The 18,500-nt window shown below is 50.3% G+C and carries 24 protein-coding genes; 17 read left to right on the top strand and 7 right to left on the bottom strand.

What is annotated here, in order from left to right; genetic code table 11:
* The 5 genes from Q8K39_RS23135 to Q8K39_RS23115 form a co-directional block, all read right to left on the bottom strand.
* Positions 1–309 (bottom strand): hypothetical protein (locus tag Q8K39_RS23135; RefSeq protein WP_305263518.1); only part of this gene is annotated, 309 nt, incomplete at its 3' end.
* 178 nt (positions 310–487) lie between these two features.
* Positions 488–2,032, bottom strand: coding sequence for a hypothetical protein (locus Q8K39_RS23130; RefSeq protein ID WP_305263517.1), 1,545 nt, complete (start codon positions 2,030–2,032; stop codon positions 488–490).
* A gap of 223 nt (positions 2,033–2,255) precedes the next feature.
* Positions 2,256–2,681, bottom strand: coding sequence for a hypothetical protein (locus tag Q8K39_RS23125; RefSeq protein WP_186953591.1), 426 nt, complete (start codon positions 2,679–2,681; stop codon positions 2,256–2,258).
* Between the two features lie 78 nt (positions 2,682–2,759).
* Complete coding sequence (locus tag Q8K39_RS23120; RefSeq protein WP_305263516.1) at positions 2,760–3,548, bottom strand: ATP-binding protein; 789 nt, start codon at positions 3,546–3,548, stop codon at positions 2,760–2,762.
* The gene (locus Q8K39_RS23115) at positions 3,535–4,383 is read right to left on the bottom strand and encodes a hypothetical protein (protein WP_305263515.1); all 849 of its coding nucleotides are present in this window, start codon (positions 4,381–4,383) and stop codon (positions 3,535–3,537) included. The genes Q8K39_RS23120 and Q8K39_RS23115 overlap by 14 nt, the downstream gene beginning before the upstream one ends.
* 991 nt (positions 4,384–5,374) lie before the next feature.
* Here Q8K39_RS23115 and Q8K39_RS23110 point away from each other — a divergent pair.
* The 13 genes from Q8K39_RS23110 to Q8K39_RS23050 all read left to right on the top strand — a co-directional run bounded on the left by Q8K39_RS23110 (position 5,375) and on the right by Q8K39_RS23050 (position 13,303).
* The gene (locus Q8K39_RS23110) at positions 5,375–6,067 is read left to right on the top strand and encodes a LexA family transcriptional regulator (protein WP_305263514.1); all 693 of its coding nucleotides are present in this window, start codon (positions 5,375–5,377) and stop codon (positions 6,065–6,067) included.
* 217 nt (positions 6,068–6,284) lie between these two features.
* Positions 6,285–6,851, top strand: coding sequence for a GNAT family N-acetyltransferase (locus tag Q8K39_RS23105; protein WP_305263513.1), 567 nt, complete (start codon positions 6,285–6,287; stop codon positions 6,849–6,851).
* A 91-nt stretch (positions 6,852–6,942) separates the two neighbouring features.
* The gene (locus Q8K39_RS23100) at positions 6,943–7,365 is read left to right on the top strand and encodes an SRPBCC domain-containing protein (protein WP_305263512.1); all 423 of its coding nucleotides are present in this window, start codon (positions 6,943–6,945) and stop codon (positions 7,363–7,365) included.
* 303 nt (positions 7,366–7,668) lie between these two features.
* Positions 7,669–7,884, top strand: a complete 216-nt coding sequence (locus Q8K39_RS23095) for a hypothetical protein (protein ID WP_186953596.1) — start codon at positions 7,669–7,671, stop codon at positions 7,882–7,884.
* 432 nt (positions 7,885–8,316) lie between these two features.
* A complete protein-coding gene (locus Q8K39_RS23090) occupies positions 8,317–8,592 on the top strand; it encodes a hypothetical protein (RefSeq protein ID WP_305263511.1) in 276 nt (91 codons plus the stop codon).
* On the top strand, positions 8,589–8,903 hold the full coding sequence (locus tag Q8K39_RS23085; protein ID WP_305263510.1) for a hypothetical protein: 315 nt from the start codon (positions 8,589–8,591) through the stop codon (positions 8,901–8,903). The genes Q8K39_RS23090 and Q8K39_RS23085 overlap by 4 nt, the downstream gene beginning before the upstream one ends.
* Positions 8,900–9,028, top strand: a complete 129-nt coding sequence (locus Q8K39_RS23080; protein ID WP_268978053.1) for a hypothetical protein — start codon at positions 8,900–8,902, stop codon at positions 9,026–9,028. The genes Q8K39_RS23085 and Q8K39_RS23080 overlap by 4 nt, the downstream gene beginning before the upstream one ends.
* Positions 9,029–9,059: 31 nt before the next feature.
* Positions 9,060–9,494 carry a single-stranded DNA-binding protein gene (ssb, locus tag Q8K39_RS23075; protein WP_305263509.1) on the top strand — a complete coding sequence of 145 codons (435 nt, stop codon included), beginning with the start codon at positions 9,060–9,062 and terminating at the stop codon, positions 9,492–9,494.
* Between the two features lie 85 nt (positions 9,495–9,579).
* Positions 9,580–9,921: a hypothetical protein gene (locus Q8K39_RS23070; protein ID WP_305263508.1), complete on the top strand. Its 342-nt coding sequence runs from the start codon at positions 9,580–9,582 to the stop codon at positions 9,919–9,921.
* Complete coding sequence (locus Q8K39_RS23065; protein WP_305263507.1) at positions 9,918–10,295, top strand: hypothetical protein; 378 nt, start codon at positions 9,918–9,920, stop codon at positions 10,293–10,295. Before Q8K39_RS23070 ends, Q8K39_RS23065 begins: the two co-directional genes overlap by 4 nt.
* Positions 10,296–10,347: 52 nt before the next feature.
* Entirely contained in the window at positions 10,348–12,210 is a 1,863-nt protein-coding gene (locus Q8K39_RS23060; RefSeq protein WP_305263506.1) for a hypothetical protein, read from the top strand.
* Between the two features lie 7 nt (positions 12,211–12,217).
* A complete protein-coding gene (locus Q8K39_RS23055) occupies positions 12,218–12,613 on the top strand; it encodes a hypothetical protein (RefSeq protein ID WP_305263505.1) in 396 nt (131 codons plus the stop codon).
* Positions 12,614–12,931: 318 nt separating this feature from the next.
* Entirely contained in the window at positions 12,932–13,303 is a 372-nt protein-coding gene (locus Q8K39_RS23050; protein ID WP_305263504.1) for a hypothetical protein, read from the top strand.
* Between the two features lie 124 nt (positions 13,304–13,427).
* On the opposite strand, the gene Q8K39_RS23045 is transcribed toward Q8K39_RS23050, so the two are convergent.
* The gene (locus Q8K39_RS23045) at positions 13,428–13,817 is read right to left on the bottom strand and encodes a hypothetical protein (protein ID WP_305263503.1); all 390 of its coding nucleotides are present in this window, start codon (positions 13,815–13,817) and stop codon (positions 13,428–13,430) included.
* Positions 13,818–14,027: 210 nt separating this feature from the next.
* On the opposite strand from Q8K39_RS23045, the gene Q8K39_RS23040 reads away from it, so the two are divergent.
* The 4 genes from Q8K39_RS23040 (at position 14,028) to Q8K39_RS23025 (ending at position 17,864) form a co-directional block, all read left to right on the top strand.
* Positions 14,028–14,573, top strand: coding sequence for an NUDIX hydrolase (locus tag Q8K39_RS23040; protein WP_305263502.1), 546 nt, complete (start codon positions 14,028–14,030; stop codon positions 14,571–14,573).
* A 179-nt stretch (positions 14,574–14,752) separates the two neighbouring features.
* Positions 14,753–15,799 carry a sialidase family protein gene (locus Q8K39_RS23035; RefSeq protein ID WP_305263501.1) on the top strand — a complete coding sequence of 349 codons (1,047 nt, stop codon included), beginning with the start codon at positions 14,753–14,755 and terminating at the stop codon, positions 15,797–15,799.
* A gap of 647 nt (positions 15,800–16,446) precedes the next feature.
* On the top strand, positions 16,447–16,911 hold the full coding sequence (locus tag Q8K39_RS23030) for a hypothetical protein (protein WP_186953608.1): 465 nt from the start codon (positions 16,447–16,449) through the stop codon (positions 16,909–16,911).
* A gap of 347 nt (positions 16,912–17,258) precedes the next feature.
* Positions 17,259–17,864 carry a DUF4240 domain-containing protein gene (locus Q8K39_RS23025; protein ID WP_305263500.1) on the top strand — a complete coding sequence of 202 codons (606 nt, stop codon included), beginning with the start codon at positions 17,259–17,261 and terminating at the stop codon, positions 17,862–17,864.
* 60 nt (positions 17,865–17,924) lie between these two features.
* On the opposite strand, the gene Q8K39_RS23020 is transcribed toward Q8K39_RS23025, so the two are convergent.
* Positions 17,925–18,347: a hypothetical protein gene (locus Q8K39_RS23020; RefSeq protein WP_305263499.1), complete on the bottom strand. Its 423-nt coding sequence runs from the start codon at positions 18,345–18,347 to the stop codon at positions 17,925–17,927.
* Positions 18,348–18,500 lie beyond the last annotated feature (153 nt).

The following is an 18,500-nucleotide window of genomic DNA, read 5'->3' as shown; positions in this document are numbered from 1 at the left end:
ATACTGAACTTTTGCATTAAGCAAGCGATATTCGGGGTGTTTTTTCCTCCATTCATCCGTGGGGGCATCAGGCAAATTGGATGAGCTAATGATTCCGGGCAGCCGTGCAATCAACTCTGCAAATGTGTCCATTTGCGCCTGGATGGGTTCGGTTCCCATTGCATTTAACGAGACGGAGTAATCAATCCCATCTACAGGTGCCTTTGCAACCCAGTCATTATGCTTAACACGGTACATGTACTGACCAACAAGAGGATGATTGATCCATTCCGGTTCTTTCGCTTGCTGTACTTGATTTTGCTCGTTCATTTATTTCTCCAGAATAATCTATCATTGCGCAATCTATATACTTCTTCAGGTCAGGCTCTCTGATACAAATATTCTACTTGATATATTGCTTCAAAGCGTTGACGCACGCAACACCCTGTGCACGTCAACACTAATGAGAAAATAAAAAATAGTTACAAATTGACGATGCAGGGCATTCCTATTTTTGCGGAGGTACAACTCCCAAATCCTCATCGCGATAACCAACCCCGAAATAGCGATTCACAGAACCACAATTCCGGCAGGCTGCCCTGATCTTGCCGGTCGGATCATGTATCTGTGCTGCCCCCATGAAACCCGATGGTTGATTATTATTATTCAACATCTGTGAAAAAATCTGGGGTTCTGCACAGGTGCCGGGATATCCTGCAGTTTCTGGATTTAAATTGTTTTTGTTGATCATGTTTTGCACGAAAGCGTTTTCTATTGAAGGAATCTCTAATGCTTTTCGAGGTCTCTTGCTATATCCAAGCCTCACTCTACCTACTCTGTCAATATTGGCGGTTACCATTCCTTCTTCCGCGATGTCCCGCGCTTTTTTTGCCGCCAGTTGTGCCAAACTTTCTGCATTAGTCTGGTTAGGAAACATCCTAAATTCATCGAGTCTGCTTGTCCAGTCAGATGGTAAGCTACCTATCGGAAAGGGGCGCTTTTCTTTGATTGCTGCTTCTGACATGATGCGGCTTTCAGGCTGCATGCCATCGCGGATTGCATTCGTTCTGCCATAGAAACCCGGGTACTCATCAAAAAATGTCGCTCTGCGAGAAGGGGGAACAAAGCTGTCTCCCCTTGGTCGTTGACTAGTAGTAGCGTTTCGTTGAGGCGTCCCTGCCCTTGCCCCTGCAATATCAAGCCCTATGGCGCCAAATTGATTTGCAGATTCGACTTGTTCTTCATTTCCGCCAAACATGCGGGTATAAAAGCCGGGAGCATTGAAAATAGGGCCAAGCAAAGCGAGTTCGAGATTGTTCTTTGCTCTCAACCGTGCCGCATAGTCGATCCTGTCCAGTTCCATGCGTTCATTCGGCCGCCCGGTATGTAGCATTCGTAAAGAATCGGGCAACCTTGATTGATCGGGAGTTTCGAACTTTCTCAACTGTGGCAGTTCATCGGTCAACTCTTGCCAGTAGTAATAGCCCGGCGGTGGCGGTGACCATTTTGTGAAAACTTTTTCTTTACCTGCACCTGGTCCAAAAATGGTGACCTCTTCTGTCAACGGTGCCATTTGAGGCTTGTTGTAGGGTATTGCCCAGCCCATGGCGCCGGTATCGCGGTCTGTAAAACTTGGCGGCCCTTGTTTCGCAATGATCCCGGGCAAGGAATCATACATATCGCCTGGATCGCTTTGGCCTGGCGTGGCACGGGACAACGAACCTCGCACTGGTGTATTCATTTGCGGGCTGCCACCATAGAAATGGTCATCTGCGGCAGCTCGCCTGATGTCCATGTCTGCTGACGAGAAGCGATCGCCCATGTCAGCAGAATACTGCAGACTGTAGCGGTCTTCGTCCCTACCACCTCTACCGATGATGGTGCTGGCCTTCAAGCGGGGAATGTCGGGACCCAGGTCTGACAGTTGCAAGTCTTCTGCCAGATTCTGGTTGTAAGCTTGTAGGTCGACATCATCGTAGCCGTCAAACTCATCAAAATCGGGAATGCGGTAGTACAGGCCGTCGCGGCCTCGTATGCTGCTGATGTTTGGCATGGTTGTTCCTTATGTGCTATTGAATGGGAGGTATAGGCTGGTTGCCCTGTTGCGCGTGGCAATTGCTCAGTACAGAGTGCGCCGTGCGTACCGGGCGTTGATTTGGATATTTGAAAAATTGGCTGGAAATGCTGCGGGCGGTACGAAGTGGTGCGGGGTGGTGTGTTAGAGCGCACCCTGCACGATGGGCAATGTGCAGGGTGCGCGGTTGATTGTGCCGGGCTTACAAAACCAGCTTGCGTTCTTCGACCAGGTATTGCAGTTCGTCCAGCGCATTGATAAAGGCTTCTTGCGGATCGAGCTTGGGGTATTTCCAGAAGTTCATCAGGCCCAGGTGTTTGCAGATGGCCCAGTAGGTCCAGGGTTGTTCGAGGCGCAGGTCGTTGATGAGGGCGTCGATTTCCTTGACCTTTTTATCTCTCTCCAAATCCCAGACGGCATGGCAATCGTCACTGGCGACGCAATAATTGCTGAGTGCGTTCTTGCCGATGATGCCGCCACCGATGCCGGTGTCGCGGGCGATTTCTGCGTGGTTGTTGTTCATCCACATGGCCCATTGGTCCAGCCAATAGGTCAAGAGGTCTTTTTGCTCTTTTTGTGGATCATTGCTTTTGGTAACTGTGTGTGCAAAATTCTGACGTGCGTTCATGCTTGCTCCTTGTTGTGCATGGGCTGTAGAGGTGTTGCTTGCGTATTTTTTTTAAACTCTAAGGCTTTAAGATCTATATCAAACCACCCGCCGATACGATTCCCAATCAAACACCAGGGCCTTGCCGCCGCCTTCGCGTAGCCTGTCCATGGCGCGGGTGCCGATGTAGCGTTCCAGTTCTGGCAGGCCGAGGTTGCTGATGAGGATGCTGGGTTTCATGACTTCGTAACGACCGTTGATGATGTCGAACAGCAGCATTTTTTCTGTCTCGCTACCAAACTGCACGCCGACTTCGTCGAGTATCAATAAATCTGGTTCTACAAATTCCTGTATCAGTGCCGCCTCGGTATGTGGGCTGTCGCGGCGGTAGCTTTCTTTGATGCGGCGTACTGCTTTCAACACTGAGCTCATCACGGCCTGTTTTCCTGCCTCCATAATGTGTCTGGCAATACCCACGGCCAGATGGGTTTTACCTGTGCCTACGCTGCCGCAAAAGATCAGGCTGCGGCCTGTTTTAAGAACTGCATCAAACTCTTGCGCATAGCTTTGGCAAGTGCGCAATGCCTGCTCTGCCGCGGTGCAGGTAGGGCGATAATTTTGCAGATTGCGTTCTGCAAAGCGTGCCGGTATGGCGGCACGGCCCAGACGTTTTTGCCACAGTGCGGCTTGTTGCGCCTGCCTTTGTTGCTGCATGCTGGCATGGCGTTGTTGGGCGTCGCTGGCTTGTTGGCATTGCTCGCAACCAGACCAGATGCCGGGCTTGTGCGAGTAGGCGGTGTAGTCGCCATGCTGCTGGCAATGCCTTTGCTCGCTGCAGAGCTGCATACCACCGACGCGGACAAAACTGCTGCTGTCAGAATGAACCATCGTGGGCTATCCCCTGTGTGTAGTTGGTGTTGGCAAACCCGGTGTGCTTGCCGCTGGCAGGTGGCGCGTGATCGGCAGGCATGCTCCAGTCGGCCTTGTAGTGCTCGTAGGGGCCAAAGAAGGTGGCTGCATGCTTGACGAATTTGGGTGACTGCCCGCTGGCGACGATGTAGGCGGCATAGCGCCTGACACCATCGACCATGAGTGCTGCATCGACACCATCTCGCCGTCGCGCCAGCCAGGCTTGCCATGCTTCTTTTTTGCTGGCACCGGGTCGGCGTGGATAGGCTTTCCAGGCGGTTTCGAATTCGGCGGGGCATTCGTCGAATTTGCCTGATTTTTTTGGCTTGGCAAGTTTTGACTCTTCACCATCGATTTCCTGGCAGGGCGAAGTCATGCCAGGTTTTATAAGATTACAGGAATCAGTAATCAGATTATATGAATCAGCCGGAGCAGCATCCGTTAACACTGGTGCAGGGTTGTTAGCTTGCACAGTACTTGCACTGTGCTGACCTGGTGCTGGCAGGGCACTGGGAGGTTCATTCCTGTGCGGATGCTGATGGGATTTGAACTTGCAGATCTGAATATAGCCTATGCCGTCCACCACATAACGCTCGATAAAGCCATGTTTGGCTAATGAGTTCAGCAGGCCATCGATATCGCAATCGTCATAAGACATGATCTCGCTTCGGATTCTTTTATGGCGATCTTCAAGCCGGCCCTCTCTGTCAGCCATAGTCCACAAACCTGCAAACAGCAAGCGGCCAAGCGGAGGGATTTCAGCCAGCAAGTCATTTTTAAAAAAACTGTGCTTGATATTTCTTGCGCGGGGCATGTAAAAAATTCCTTTTAATACTGATTGAATCTGACCACACAGGGCATGCAGGTTGCACCGGACCTCGCCAGACTACGAGGCAACAGTCCAACACTTCGCTTTCTCTGTGGCTCGGTGGTGGATGGTCTCTTTTTGCTACCCACCACGACACAATTTGCAATACGTATGCACAGGCTGATTCTGCGCATTGCAAAACTGCCGTATTGACCTCATTTGTCCACGCCCGTGACGGCAGCGCGGGCCTTTGCATAAGCGGCGTGGGGTGATGGTGTGGGTGGGGGAAATCACCCGGTTGTCCAGATGCTGCCAGTCGGTGGTTGCGGGGGACTGGCTCAGCATAGGCAGCTCCTGGTTGGTTTTGCTGATGGATTTTTTCCGCAGGCGTACCCCATCAGGCGTGCGCGTGCGGACACCTGACGCTGGATGTCATTTTGTATTGTCATGTTGTCGTAGTGTGGCTGCGTGGGCAGCTTTAATAATGGTGCGGTTAGGTAGAACCGGAAGACCTATCAACACAGAAAGGGCAATGAGCTATTGCAAGAACCATTGTCACGTGACGTGTACATGACTCCCGCCCCTTCTAGGGGAGGAGCCTGGGCTCGGTTCTTAATATCTCGTGCCTCTGTGTCAAGAGGTCTTCATCGTCAAATTTATATGCCCCCTGCATGCAGGGCCTCGGTCGTCAGAAAGACGACAAAATAATCAGCCGGGTAGCAAAAACACAGGCGGCTGATGGTGACCAGGGAATCCTGGTGGAGTAAGTAGATGGTTAAACAGTATTCGCGCGGTAACAGATCAAGGCAGGCGAACGGCTTTATGTTTAAGGTTGTAGGATATGTGGATTGATACCTTCGCTTCATTGTCGGATGCATACCGGATTAAAGTAAGCGAGCTCTTCCCCACAAGTTCAATTATATACATTTTCGTATTGCCATCCAAGTTTTTTTCACTAATTCTTGGCATTTTTAATGCGATAACGCATAATGCAGCCATGGACGCGAAAACTAATATTAAATACCTTATGGATAAGTCGGGCATGAACCCGACTTCGTTGGCAACTGCCCTGGAAAAAATGTTCCCTGATGAAGTCAGGGTGCCGCAGGCGACGATCTTTCGTATCGTCGAGGGCATTACCAAGGACCCGCGCACTTCGTCGCTGGCACCGATTGCCAAGTTCTTTAATGTCAGCCTGTCAGATTTGCGCAGCAAGGATTTGCGCGGCTATGAAACCAGCCAGCCTGCCGCTGTGATTGATGAGAGCATCGGCATTGCTGCTATTAATTACTATTCAGCCAAAGGCTCCTGTGGTGGTGGCGCGCATAATGAAGACGCCGAGCCCAAGGGCCAGCTCATTAAAGAGGTCGGCTTTTTCAAGAAATATGGCGTCAAGGCAGAAAACCTGGCCGCCATCTATGCCGACGGCAGCTCCATGGCAGACTTTATCGTCGATGGCGACATGGTCATCATCGACCAGACCAAGACCGAACCGCAAAGCGGCAAGATCTTTGCCATCCAGCACCCCGACGGCCTGCGCATCAAGCAATTGCGCCGCGAAATCGACGGCACCTGGGTGCTGGAAAGCCGCAACCCTGACAAGCGCACTTATCCCGATGAGCGCATCACGCCTGAGAATGTGGGCTTGCTGAAGATCATCGGGCGCTTCGTATACAGGCAAGGTGGTTGATGCGGCTTGAAAGTGCTGTCTATATAAGTACAGCGATGGTCACCGCAGTTTCATGTTCATTTGCTATGATAGGTAATGTTGAAGCCCATGATTACTAACCAACTCAAATAGGGCTTACGCAAAATTGTCCCAGCAAGGCGTCGCGACGAAGACAGTACTTTAGTACGGCTAGGAGCGACAACGCAGCTGGGGCGGTTTTGCGTATGCCCCGACACATATGCAAACTACGCTGTCCCACGCACTCCACACCCCGCGCCTGATCGTGCGCATGATAGAAGAAAGCGATCTGCCTGACTTGTACCAGGTGTTTTCTGACGAGGCCGTCACCCGCTTTTTGCCCTATATCACCTGGACCGACACCCTCGCTGCCCATAGCTGGTACCAGCGCGTCAAGGAGATGGCGGCGCAGGCGACAGCCATGCAATGCGTGATCGTCGATAAAGAAAGCAACCAGGTCATCGGCGCTTGTCTGCTGTTCCGTTTTGATACCGAGTGTGAGCGTTGCGAACTGGGCTATGCCTTGGCGCAGCCCTACTGGCGCGGCGGCTACATGGCCGAAGCCCTGCGCGCCCTGCTGACCCATGCCTTTGGCGAGATGGGTATCAACCGCGTGGAAGCAGAAGTTGATCCGCGCAACCCCGCCTCTGCCCAGCTCTTGCGCAAACTGGGTTTTACCCAGGAGGGCTTGCTGCGCCAGCGCTGGAAATTTAAAGGTGAGATCAAGGATACCTGGATGTTTGGCCTGCTGCGGGATGAGTGGCAGGCAGCGAACGGGGCAGCCTGATGCTGCTCACCAGTCAGCAAACTGCAGCCGCCCTAGCGTACCATCGCCAAACCGATTCAAGACTTGTCCCACCACACCAAGGAAGACACTCATGACCACCTTTGCCACCTCACGCGACATCCCCGCCAGCCCTGAGCAAGTCTTCGCCGCCATCAGCGACCCACAACGCCTGGCGCGCTGGTGGGGCCCTGCCGGTTTTACCAATAGTTTCAGCATTTGCGAATTCAAGCCTGGCGGCTACTGGTCTTTTGTCATGCACGGGCCTAACGATAAAAACTATCTCAACGAAAGCCAGTTTGCCGAGATAGAGGCACCCAGCCTGGTGGTCGTGCAGCACATTTCCGAACCCAGGTTTCGCCTGACGATTTCGCTGGCTTCGTCGGCGACGGGCACCCTGGTGTCATGGTCACAGGTTTTTGAAGATGCTGAAATTGCCAGCCAGGTGGAGCACATCGTGGTGCCGGCGAATGAGCAGAATCTTGATCGCCTGACGGCGGAGGTGGTGGGTGAGTAAAGACTGCTCTGTATTAATTTCGACTAAAGGCTTATATTGCATTGCAAGCTTGCATAATATATTTCTGAAAGAATCCCCATCATTCCAAGGTCATTGAAGCCCCCCGGTAAGGTAAACCCCAAAATTAAAGATTGTCTTTTGGGGTTTTTTTACGTCCTTTATATCCATTCCTGCACTTTCTCCGTTTACATATAACCAACAATTCCATACGAAATCATACTTTTTAATACAATTTCGTATTGACAAGGATTATACGGAAGCGTATAGTTCTATCCATGGTCAGACAAACAAAGAAAGCGACAAATGAGCACGCAAACTTATTTTGGATTACCCAAAACCTATTACGCCCAACCAGCCACTGCATCGACTGCGGTACTCATCAACGGGCAAAACCTGATCGACGCCTTTGCTGAATGCAGTATGGAACAATGCAACAAAATGGCCAGCATGCTGGACCAGGGGCGGTATGAAAACTTTGGCAGGATGATGGCCAAGGTGATGCTGGACTGGCAGCAATAAGTCTTGAACTGAAATTTGTGCGCTGAAATTTGTGCGCTGAAATCTGAACACTGAATTTTCAACACAGCATTGTCAGCATTTATTCAACATTGCAACGCGCTGCAACTGATCGCATCGCACACACAAAAGTAGACGCTGGTGAAATTGGGTCGCGGCCAATTTCACGTTCGCCGGAGTAGCGTCCGGCACCTTGTCTGCGCTGGCCTTGCACCTTCTGCTGCCGCGCTCACACGCGGCGGGCAAGGCCAGCGCATCACATTGTCATCCGGTTTTTCCAGCACCCAGCCAGCCGCAATGGCCAGCTATAGCAGCATCGCAGCGACAACAGCGTTGCACACCAAAGCATCACCCCATCTGAGTAGATTAATTAACACGAGAACGAGTGCGTTGTTTCGCTGTGTATGCGCTCGCCTGAATTTTGTGAGGACTAGCATGAAAACATCCCTGACAGACTGGCTGATCACCGCCCTGGCGTATATCGTCATCTGCGCCGTACTGAGCATGATGAGCAATGAAGAAGACCATCCGGGCAATGCAGATCAGCCTGAACAACAGGCGGCACCTGCCAGCCAGGCTGCCACATTACACGCCTCGGTGAGCGCGCAGCTGGCCCAGACAATCAACAAACCACAAGCTGAGAACAAGGCACTGCGCCAACTGGCGCAAGAAGCAGAACGCATGACCGGCTTTGGCGCGAGTGTGCAATGAAACATAGCCGCCAGTTACGTGCCGTGGGCAATGCCCTCTTCGATGCGCGCAGCAGCCAGTGCATGGCGATTGCCTACGGCTGGCAGGCCGAAGCGCATTACGACGCCAGCGGCAAGATCTGCAACCCGGATGCCCTGCAACCATCTGACGAAGCCATCGCCAATGCCCGCCTGTGGGCCCTGGCACCAGAGCTGCTCGACAGGGCACAAGCCCTGGCCGCCAGGCTGCCGCAGGATAGTCAGTGGTTTGCCGCGCCTGAAGCACAAGCCCTGCGTCAACTTTGCCAATCATTAGAGAAAGCCACAACATGAACGATACACACGCCCTCATCAATCACCTGCACATGCGCCTGCGCATCATGTGCGCGGTCTACCGCATGATCAGAAACCTGGGCTATAGCCGTCTGGCGGCATGCAAAACGGCACTGCAACACTGAACGATTTTTTTACTGCAAGGCGACAACATCAATGGCAACTGTCAATAAAGTTATCCTCGTCGGCAACCTGGGCCGCGACCCGGAAACCCGCTATGCGCCCAATGGCGAAGCCGTCAGCAATATCACCATCGCCACCACCGACAACTGGAAAGACAGAACCAGCGGTGAGCGCAAGGAACGCATAGAGTGGCACCGCGTCAGCTTCTTTGGCCGTCTGGCAGAAGTGGTGGGCATGCACCTCAGGAAAGGTGCCAGCGTCTACATCGAAGGCAGCCTGCGCACCCGCAAATACCAGGACAAGGATGGCCAGGACAAATTCATCACCGAAGTACGTGGCGACACCATGCAGATGTTAAGCAAACCTGGCACGCCAGCAGGTAGTGCCGATGGCGTACCAGCAAGAACACCGCAGCCAGCCAGAGCACCTGAAACCTGGGACAACATGGATGATGATTTGCCGTTTTGAATGCCAGGAAAAACAGGACATTTAAAAAATTGTAGTCCTCTCCCCTGCCAGGGGAAGGAATTAATAACCGCCGAAAGGAAACAACATGAGAAACGACATCGCCGTACGCTATGCCCAGGTGGCGCAAATCCTGAGTGACAAATTCCTGTTCATTGAAGACATCATGCGCGAGCTGCGTACCTCGGAGAATTATGCGCGCAAACTGATTAGTGACCTGTGCTTCTCAGGCCATGTCGTACAACGCGCCACGCCCACGCCCCGTGGCCGCAGCAAACTGCAGTTTGGCTGGCACAGCGGCAAACCCGCTCCCACCATGTATACCCGCCAGATCAAACCCGACACAGACAAAATCCGTCGCACTGATCCGCTCATGATAGCCCTGTATGGTGAAGCAGGATGCAGGCAGACCAGTAGGGCAGCAGCATGACTGAGCAAACCCCTGGCCCCTTGCGCGTATCGTGCCAGCTCTTGCCCTGGAGCCGCAACATAGACCTGCGCCTGGCACGCCGCCACGCAGGCAGGCTGCACACCGCCCTGCCTCTGCACTTTGCTGAAGTGCCAGAAGGCCAGCCCGGCGCACCTGCCCTGACCATGCAATATGAAGATGCCCAGCAACTCATGGATGAACTCTGGCACTGCGGCTTGCGGCCCACTGACAATGCAGGCATATCAGGAAGTGCCAGCAATACCAGCAGCAGTACCGGCAACATCAACAGCGCCGCCGCGCTGGCAGCCACAGAGCGCCATTTAAAAGACATGCGCGACATGGCATTTTGCCTGCTTGGTGCATACAAGGTCTGACTCAAAACTCAATACTCGTCGCCCATCATCCATCGCCAGCAAAAGGAAAACCATGGCCATCACCCGCATCATAGGCCCAGACGGCCTGCCCTACCGCATCGCCTCGCCAGATGAGATGGACAATGAGTTCTACCATGACTGGCCAGTCCCCGGCCTGCCACCAGCCATGCCTGGCCTGGACAGCTCAGGCTTGCTGCCCCTCCCCTATCCTGGCCAGCCCGACGCCCAAGACCACATCCGGATGATGCCCTTCTCGGACATCCACAATAACGAAGACGAGCAACTGCCTGCACGCCTGTACGCCAGACTGCCAGCGCAGAATTCCCGCTTCCTGCCACTCGATACGGCCAGCAACAGTGACGATATGCCCAGCCATGCACCGGTAAAAGGTTTGTTATTGCGTGCCATGGCGGCCAATGATGAATCAGGCGTGAGTGAGCCTGCTGCGCAGACGGACGACCTGGATAGATGGTCGTACAATCCCATGCTTGAGCGTGAGGAAGACGCATCAGAGGATCAAGCTGTAATGCGCGGGAAAATGGGGCTGTTGAACAGGTTTTCTTATCCAGATGCAAGAGACAACGAAACACAAATAACTGTACCTGGTGAATGGAAAAATGATGTTCGGGTAATACGAAATCCGTATGAAGAGCATATCAATCAGCTTGAAAATTTCAGCGATTCACATGCGAGCCTTCAATTGTATGCTCCAGTGCCACTTTCATACAGTAAAGTTGGTCAAGGTCCAGACACTAAACGTTCAATGCCTGAAAATTTAAGTCATCCATATTTTCAAGAAATGATAGACAAGAATTTCCCTCTGAACCATAGATTTCTAAAAACCACCAACACATCATCGTTAGATGACGATTCTGCTGAAAGACAGAATAATCTAGATAGTACGGTGCTATTGAATGAAATGAACAACAACATCAACAGTCCATCCTGGGGCAATAGTAAGACGCAGTATGCGTTACTCACTTCAAATGGCCCAGGTCAGCTTGTGCGTCGGGATGACGCACCGATTTCATTGAAACGTGAATTTAAAAAATTTATATCAGAAGCTGCTGAGAGAACTACGAATTTAAAAAAAAATATATGGCGGGCATATGACGAAAAGAAACAGCAACAAGAACTTCTGAACACTCTCAATCCAAATGAATTAAAACCATTTCCCTTGATTCGACATCCACGAACTGGTGATGCACCGAACACATTTAACGGGAAAGAACCACCCGCCCCAGAATTTTTGCCAGACTCAACTTCTCCTACAATTAATAGAGGAAAAGGAAGTGGTACATGGAAAGAAAATGAAACTGAATACTTGAGTATTGCCGGAAAAAAAGTGACCCAGGGTCTATTAACGCCATTGGAGATTTTATATCCCGATGCAACCAAACATTTGCAACATTATTTCGATAATAATGGTGAAGATTATCACGTTGATTTAAAAAAAATCGTCGAGACAACAGATGCTGGCAGAGATCTTTATCTGTCCCAACGAAATGCTGCTATCAAATACGCAATGGAAAATGCAAAAGACGGAGTTCCTTTTAGTTTTTCTTCGAAGCGCCTGGAACAGCGAGCTTTTGCAGAAGGCTCTGAGAACTGGTTTTATGCCAGCGGTAATTTTTCAGGATATTCGCAATCCAACGTCATCAAGAATGGGGACGAATTCAACATGAACTTCGAACTGAATTTTGTTGACCCGTACAACTGGGACAGGAAGAACACCGACATAGGTCTACTTAAAATCGCCGATGACACCTTGGCGAAACTCCATAAACAAGGGATAGCTAAAGATTTTTTGCTTAAAGGAAAACTACCACTTATCATTACCTGGAAATCAGGTAGCGAAATGAATCCTGTGGTTAAAATCGATCAAAGTAAAATGCCAAAACCTGGCGGCCCTTAAGGTAAACATGAATTCCATCTTGAAAAAAATAGCGAGCATACTTGCCTTGATATTCCTTGCCGTGCTTCCGCTGCTTGCCTTTACTTACTTCCTGTTCCATGAGCCAGGAGAAAAGGTGCGCGAAATCTATTCGTATGAAGATCAGAAAAAGAGGGGTGGCCACCATGTCACCATCTCAACTGATGGAACACATAAACATCAATTTACTGATGAGGAAGACCGCTACGTCTTGAATGTTTTCTTTTATAAGCGATCTATCAGCGTAGACATTTCGCTCATCAATCGGGATGAAGATATCATCTCTTACCTGAAAAAATGCAAGGTCATTGAAACAGATGAAGGCCTTACTTTTTTGCAGCCTAGCGGTTATTCAACATTCATTCCCAGGTCCGAGCTGCCTTGAAATGAATAGCTGCATGCAGGCATGATTAGTGCATCGCAATCGGAGATTCTGCACACATATCAAGTCACCAGCGATTAGGGTAAGCGTTGCAATGCGCCAACCATGCGGCAAAAAACGAGAGTGCTGACAATGCGAAAGCGGTGCGTCAAAACGCACCGTGCAGAATGGAAAACTACCGCTTATCATGTAAATACATGTATATTTCGGCAGACTTGAGAGATCAACTATTTTCAACGAGTTGCCTTGTCAAAATAGGCGGGCAGACCGCCAGATTAAGCGGGATTTTTTTCACCCTATCTAAAATCAGGAGTTAAGTTCATGGAATGTTTCACTCATACGGGCTCCCAAGCTATTGGAGTTTGCAAGACGTGTGGAAAAGCCGTATGCCGTAGCTGCGCTAAAGACGCAGGGATGTTCATCACTTGCTCAGATACATGCGAAAAAGAGGCTGCCGATGTTCATGAAATGAACCAACGTGGTAAAAAAATGTACGGTATAGGAACACCTAAAAAAATGGCGAGTGGCGTCATAATGTGGTTTCTATTTTCTGCAGTATTTGGTGGTTTTGGTATTTTTCAAACCATTAAAACCGGCCAACCGGATTGGTTTTTACTACTTTTTGGCGCAGCATCTTTATTTTTCGCCATACTGTACTATAAACGAAGCAAAGAAACTGGATTGCAGTGTTAAGAACTCCCAACCCATCCGACAAGTAGGGTGCGTTGCAACGCACCAACATGCGGCAAAACCGAGGGCGCTGGCAATGCGAAAGCGGTGCGTGAAAACGCACCGTGCTCGCCGCTCAGTCTGGTCCTTACATCACCGCAATCAGGCGCACCCTTACCGCATCTTGTTCGGCAGTTTCGCAGCGTTCTATGCAATATTGCAGGTCTTCGATGAGGTCTTGATCATCGTCGGCTTCTACCAGGGCTTGTTCCAGTACGCGCAGGGTGGCCAGCAGTTCGGCGGGGCTGACCCATTTGGCATTGTCGGCCAGCCACTGTTCTGCTTCATCTTCATCCATATCTTCTTCGCTGACATTGAGTTCCATGTCAGAAAAATCGACAAACTCGGTCAGGGCGACGATATCGAGCGTAGCGCATTTCTCATCCAGGGCATCCATGCTGTCATACAGAAAAGCCAGGTCATCCGGCGCAAAATCGTCGGAATCGTTTTCCAGTGTCATCCACAAGACGGTACTCATTGCTGTTGTTCTCCCAGGTAGAGGATATTCAAAAATACTGCTTTGCCCATTGCGGCCCCGCCGTTTGCCTGGCAAGCGGCAGGCAATGTGCCAGTGTATGTCAGATTATCTGGTATAGTAATGACAATAGTGTGACAATCACATGACGCACCCACGATCGTTTTCACCTGGTCGGTACTTCACCCCCACTTCAAGCTCATTTTAGCCCGCATGCAAGCCCAGCTCATCGCTTTATTAAACGCCCATGTCCCTGTTGATGCCACAGAAGCCGCGCACCTGCACAAGGCGCTGGATTTTGTCAGCAGCACCACCGATTGCTGCAGCCGCACCACGCCGATGGGGCATATCACCGCATCTGCCTGGATACTTTCTGCCGATCGCCAGTCAGCCTTGCTGACGCATCACAAGAAACTCAATCGCTGGTTGCAACTGGGTGGGCATGTGGACGACGAGGATGCCAGCATACAAGCCGCCGCCACGCGTGAAGCGCGCGAAGAAAGCGGCATCGACGGTTTGCAATTGCTGAGTGCAGCCTTGTTTGATGTGGATGTACACCCCATCCCCGCCAGAGCAAACGAACCGGCACACTTTCATTACGACTTGCGATTTTTATTCCAGGCGGTGGATGACAGTGTGAGCGTCAGCGATGAATCGCATGCGCTGGCCTGGGTAGCTTTGAGCGCGCTGGCGCATGATGCAGAGAATGCCTCGGTGAGCCGGATGGCGAGGAAATCATTGGTCGCTGCGAATGTGTAGGATGCTGGCTGAATCCATTTAATTCATAACACCACTTTGTCATTTTTTGTACTCATGAGCGCAGAAGCGCCAACGATTACCTTAGCGACAACATAACAGGCAGCTTCTGGCTTCCATCTCAGTGTGAATTTGCTTTTTTTCCCATTTACTTTGCAGACCAAAAAGGTGCCATGCAGATCATGATGAACTTGCTTCGCGGACTTTTCATTGCAGCAGCATTTGTAGTCGTATCGGCCAATGCGCTGGCAGAGCTGCCAGAAATACCCCGCCATCCACCGTTTCGAGAACTATATCTGGCGCGGGATAAGTCCTTGGTGGCGCTAATTGATAATGGCGTGGTCAGAAGTAGTGACCAAGGAAAAACCTGGACCAGAGTTTTTGAAGAAGATCGGCATCGACGAAGCGGGTTCTTCGTACGCCAGAAAAAGCAGTTGCTGCTGGTCATAAGGGGAGGAAACATCTACGCCTCCAAAGATGAAGGGAAAACATGGCGAATGAGAGGCATATCAGCAGACGTAAATTGGTCAAGCTATCTGGGCTACAGAGGAGGAAAATATCTAAACAAGATAGATGACAGAGGTTACATTTTTGTTTGCGACCAAGATAAATTGCATATTTCTGAGAACGGCGGAAAAAGTTGGTCCAGCCAAAAACCATTACCGACTTTACTTGGGCCAACACAAAGTATTCTGAACATAGCTTTCGATAAAAACAAGGTCTATCTATTGAGTCAGCACGCTTTGATAGTGAGTGAAGACAGGGCCAAGACTTGGAAAGTGGTTACTGCTGGCAAATTCCCAGAGATTTTTGGCACTGCATTGACTCATCCATTGAGCCACGTATCTTTCGATGCAAGTAATAATGGTGACCTATTCCTGATAGGTCAAGGCCAAATCTTTGTTAGTAGCGATGGCGGTGTGCACTGGGAATTTCGCGATTTCAATATCCCCGCAAGCCCGTCTGAGATCTTGTTTTCTCGTCGCGATGCAATTTATATTGCAGCAGTCAACGAACGTGCCCCCTCGTCGCAGCGATATAAAGTTTTCAGGAGCAAAGATAATAGAACCGCAGTAGAATTTTCTACTCATCACCCGACACAAGACTTACAGCTCGACAAGCAGGCAAATATCTACATCGTCACCGAAAAAAACATCTACAAGACTATAGACGAAGGTGCTAGCTGGGAGGTAATTAACAACAACCATATCAAATGGTACGAATACTGAGCGGTCTTGATTTTTATCAGCCCAAGACCTCTATGGCAGCCTGGAGACAATTGCTGACCTTGCACATTGCCTGGTTCTATGTTCATTCGCAGACTAAACAAGGCATGTGCACTGTCTTGATCCCCCCATACAAGCCTGGCTGGTTTTGACAGTGCGCAAGAAACTTGCGCCATTCGGAAAATAGGCGCGTGCACTGCGGCATTCGCGGCAGCCTTCACCTGTTGCAGGCAAATGGCGACAGGTGTGGCGACCCAAATGTCTTCATCAGTTCATGTTTTGCATTAAGTGTGTGACTGGCGTGCTGCGGCATCCCCTGCTTTTGCAGGCGCTGGCATTTCATATTACACAAATTCAGGGCGTGTTGCAAAAAGTTGAAGGTGAAAACATCGCATCATAAATAGCAAGCACGGAATTCAAATATTCGGTACAGTTGATCTATGCAAAGTTTTTGCGCGCTCTCTCCTGGTGGTGTGTGGTCTGTCCCTGGCATGCAGCGGCGCAAGCTTTGATGCAGGTCAATGAAGGTGATGCATTGCATGGATCGTTTTTGCACTTGCAGCAAAAAGTGTAATCGGCAATGTTTGCTTATACTGTTGCAACATGTTTACTCGCACCTTGTGAGTGCGGCATCCTTAGAGGCAAGGAATATGAAAATCTATTCGGAAATCATCGTTCTGTATGCGCACGTCGCCATGCCAGGCGAAGATGATTTCTGTCCGGCATTCTGGCAAGCAGAAGAATTTGATTCTGATGGCGATTTTTATGGCGATGACGTCGCCAAAGACTGGACCACGCTGAAGCTGACCAAGCATTATGCCAATGGCCGCGATAGCGACTTTCAACTCTACGTACACCGTGAAAAAGGTGGTGACGCCGCGCATGAACTGGCCCGCTTTATCCAGTACCGCAAGGACGGCCACTACAAGGAAAAAAAGCAAGTGCATGAAGCCAAAAACCTGTGCGTGGCATCGCTGCAAATCAGGGCTGCGTCACTTGAAGACTACCGCGAGTTTTTACGCACCGTGCATTTTTTCCTGGAACACACCGGCGGCATCGCGGCCAATGTGGGCGGTTTTGATGCCTGGGATTTCAAGACGGAGTTTGTGGATTGATGGTTGGCAGGGTGCGGTGTAACGCACCGGCGCTGGAGTTCAACTCTATGTGATGCATCTGCTGCGTCATGATGAACTTTGCTTGGTCGTTCGCAAAAAAATAGCGTAAATTATTTTGACACATCAGTGGTGCGTTGTAACGCGCCCTACATGACTGCATCGCAATGAAGTAATGTGTTGTTGATCCACCGTCTGTCGATATTGTATGCCCCGCATGCGTACGATTACGCTTGCGCTAATCGTACCTACCGCACTAATGTCATTGGACGTGCTTCTGCCCTTTCGTCATGTCGCCCAAGCAAAGCTGCTTTACAATAGCGATATCGAGAACAAGCAGTCGCATCTTTATGAATGAACAGGATTTCTGGCACATCGTTGCCGTCACCAATCGCACGGCGCGCTACCAGCGTTTTCGCGCCGAAGATCTGGAATACCATCTCAGCAAACTGGCACCGCAACTCATCGTCGAATTTAATCTCCACTTCCACAAGCTCGTCAATCAAGCGGAAACTGGCGACGTGTATGGTGCAGGATGTCTGTTGAGTCAGGACTATATGTCTGACGATAGTTTTTTGTATTTCCGTTACTGGTTGATCTCTATGGGCCAGACAGCTTATGAACAGGCGCTGATTAACCCGGACAGCATGGCAATGCTGGAAATAGTCCATGATCGTGATGGCTACCCACGTATTTTTGCTGAGTCCTATTGTTACGCGATCTACAAAGCCTATGAAAAAGTAACTGGCAAACAAATCTTCGATGCGCCCAGCGCGTGGGAAGTAGATAAGAACTCAGTAAAACCTGAAGATTTCAACTGGCAGGATTACACCCACGTCAGTTTGTCAGAAAAATTCCCACTGCTGTGGGCCAATTACCTGGCCAGTGAGCCAGATCGCGAAGCCGCCTATAAAAGATTTTCTATCAGTAGTGAGGGCATCAGTGGGGAATGGTAAAGATGTTGAAGCCAACGCCTGCGCGATGGTCTCTTGATGCACAAAGGCACCATCACCTGCTCACAACATCTCTAGCGTACGCGTGAAAGTCTCGCAGACTATCCTGAACACACTGCCCCGTGAAAAATACCATTCATGAACCACGGCCTGATTGTCGTCTGTCAAACTCACTTCATGTATCAATAAATCGCCATGGCCAATTGCCCCAAATGGTGGCTGAACAAACTCTTGCGGTGTCACGATGCTGTACTCAATCACACCCGAATAAACAAGATGGATTTTAAGATCATGGTATGGCCCCAGAAAGCTTGCTTCTATCTGGATAGCGCGAATTTCTGAGCGTTCACCACTCGCTGGCTCAGAGATGCAAAATCGCTCTAGCCAGGCATCATGCAGGCTTTGATGGCTCCTCAGATCATAATTACCCGTGTCTATAGCGAAGGCATACACGTGTGGCGGAAAATGATGACAATGCTCTTGCAAGTATCGTTGATATGACGTGAAATCGAAGTCATATTCCCCTTTAATTAGCGATTCAAAGAATTTCATCTTATAAAAATGTAGGTTAACTCGTGTGCGATTGGCGAAGCGCAATTGCTCGCATACTGATTCACTGTAACTTATTTCTGATTTTGT

It is taken from the genome of Undibacterium sp. (assembly GCF_030683615.1).
Classification (GTDB): Bacteria; Pseudomonadota; Gammaproteobacteria; order Burkholderiales; family Burkholderiaceae_D; genus Undibacterium; species Undibacterium umbellatum.
This window is presented reverse-complemented; position numbering and strand designations above follow the sequence as displayed.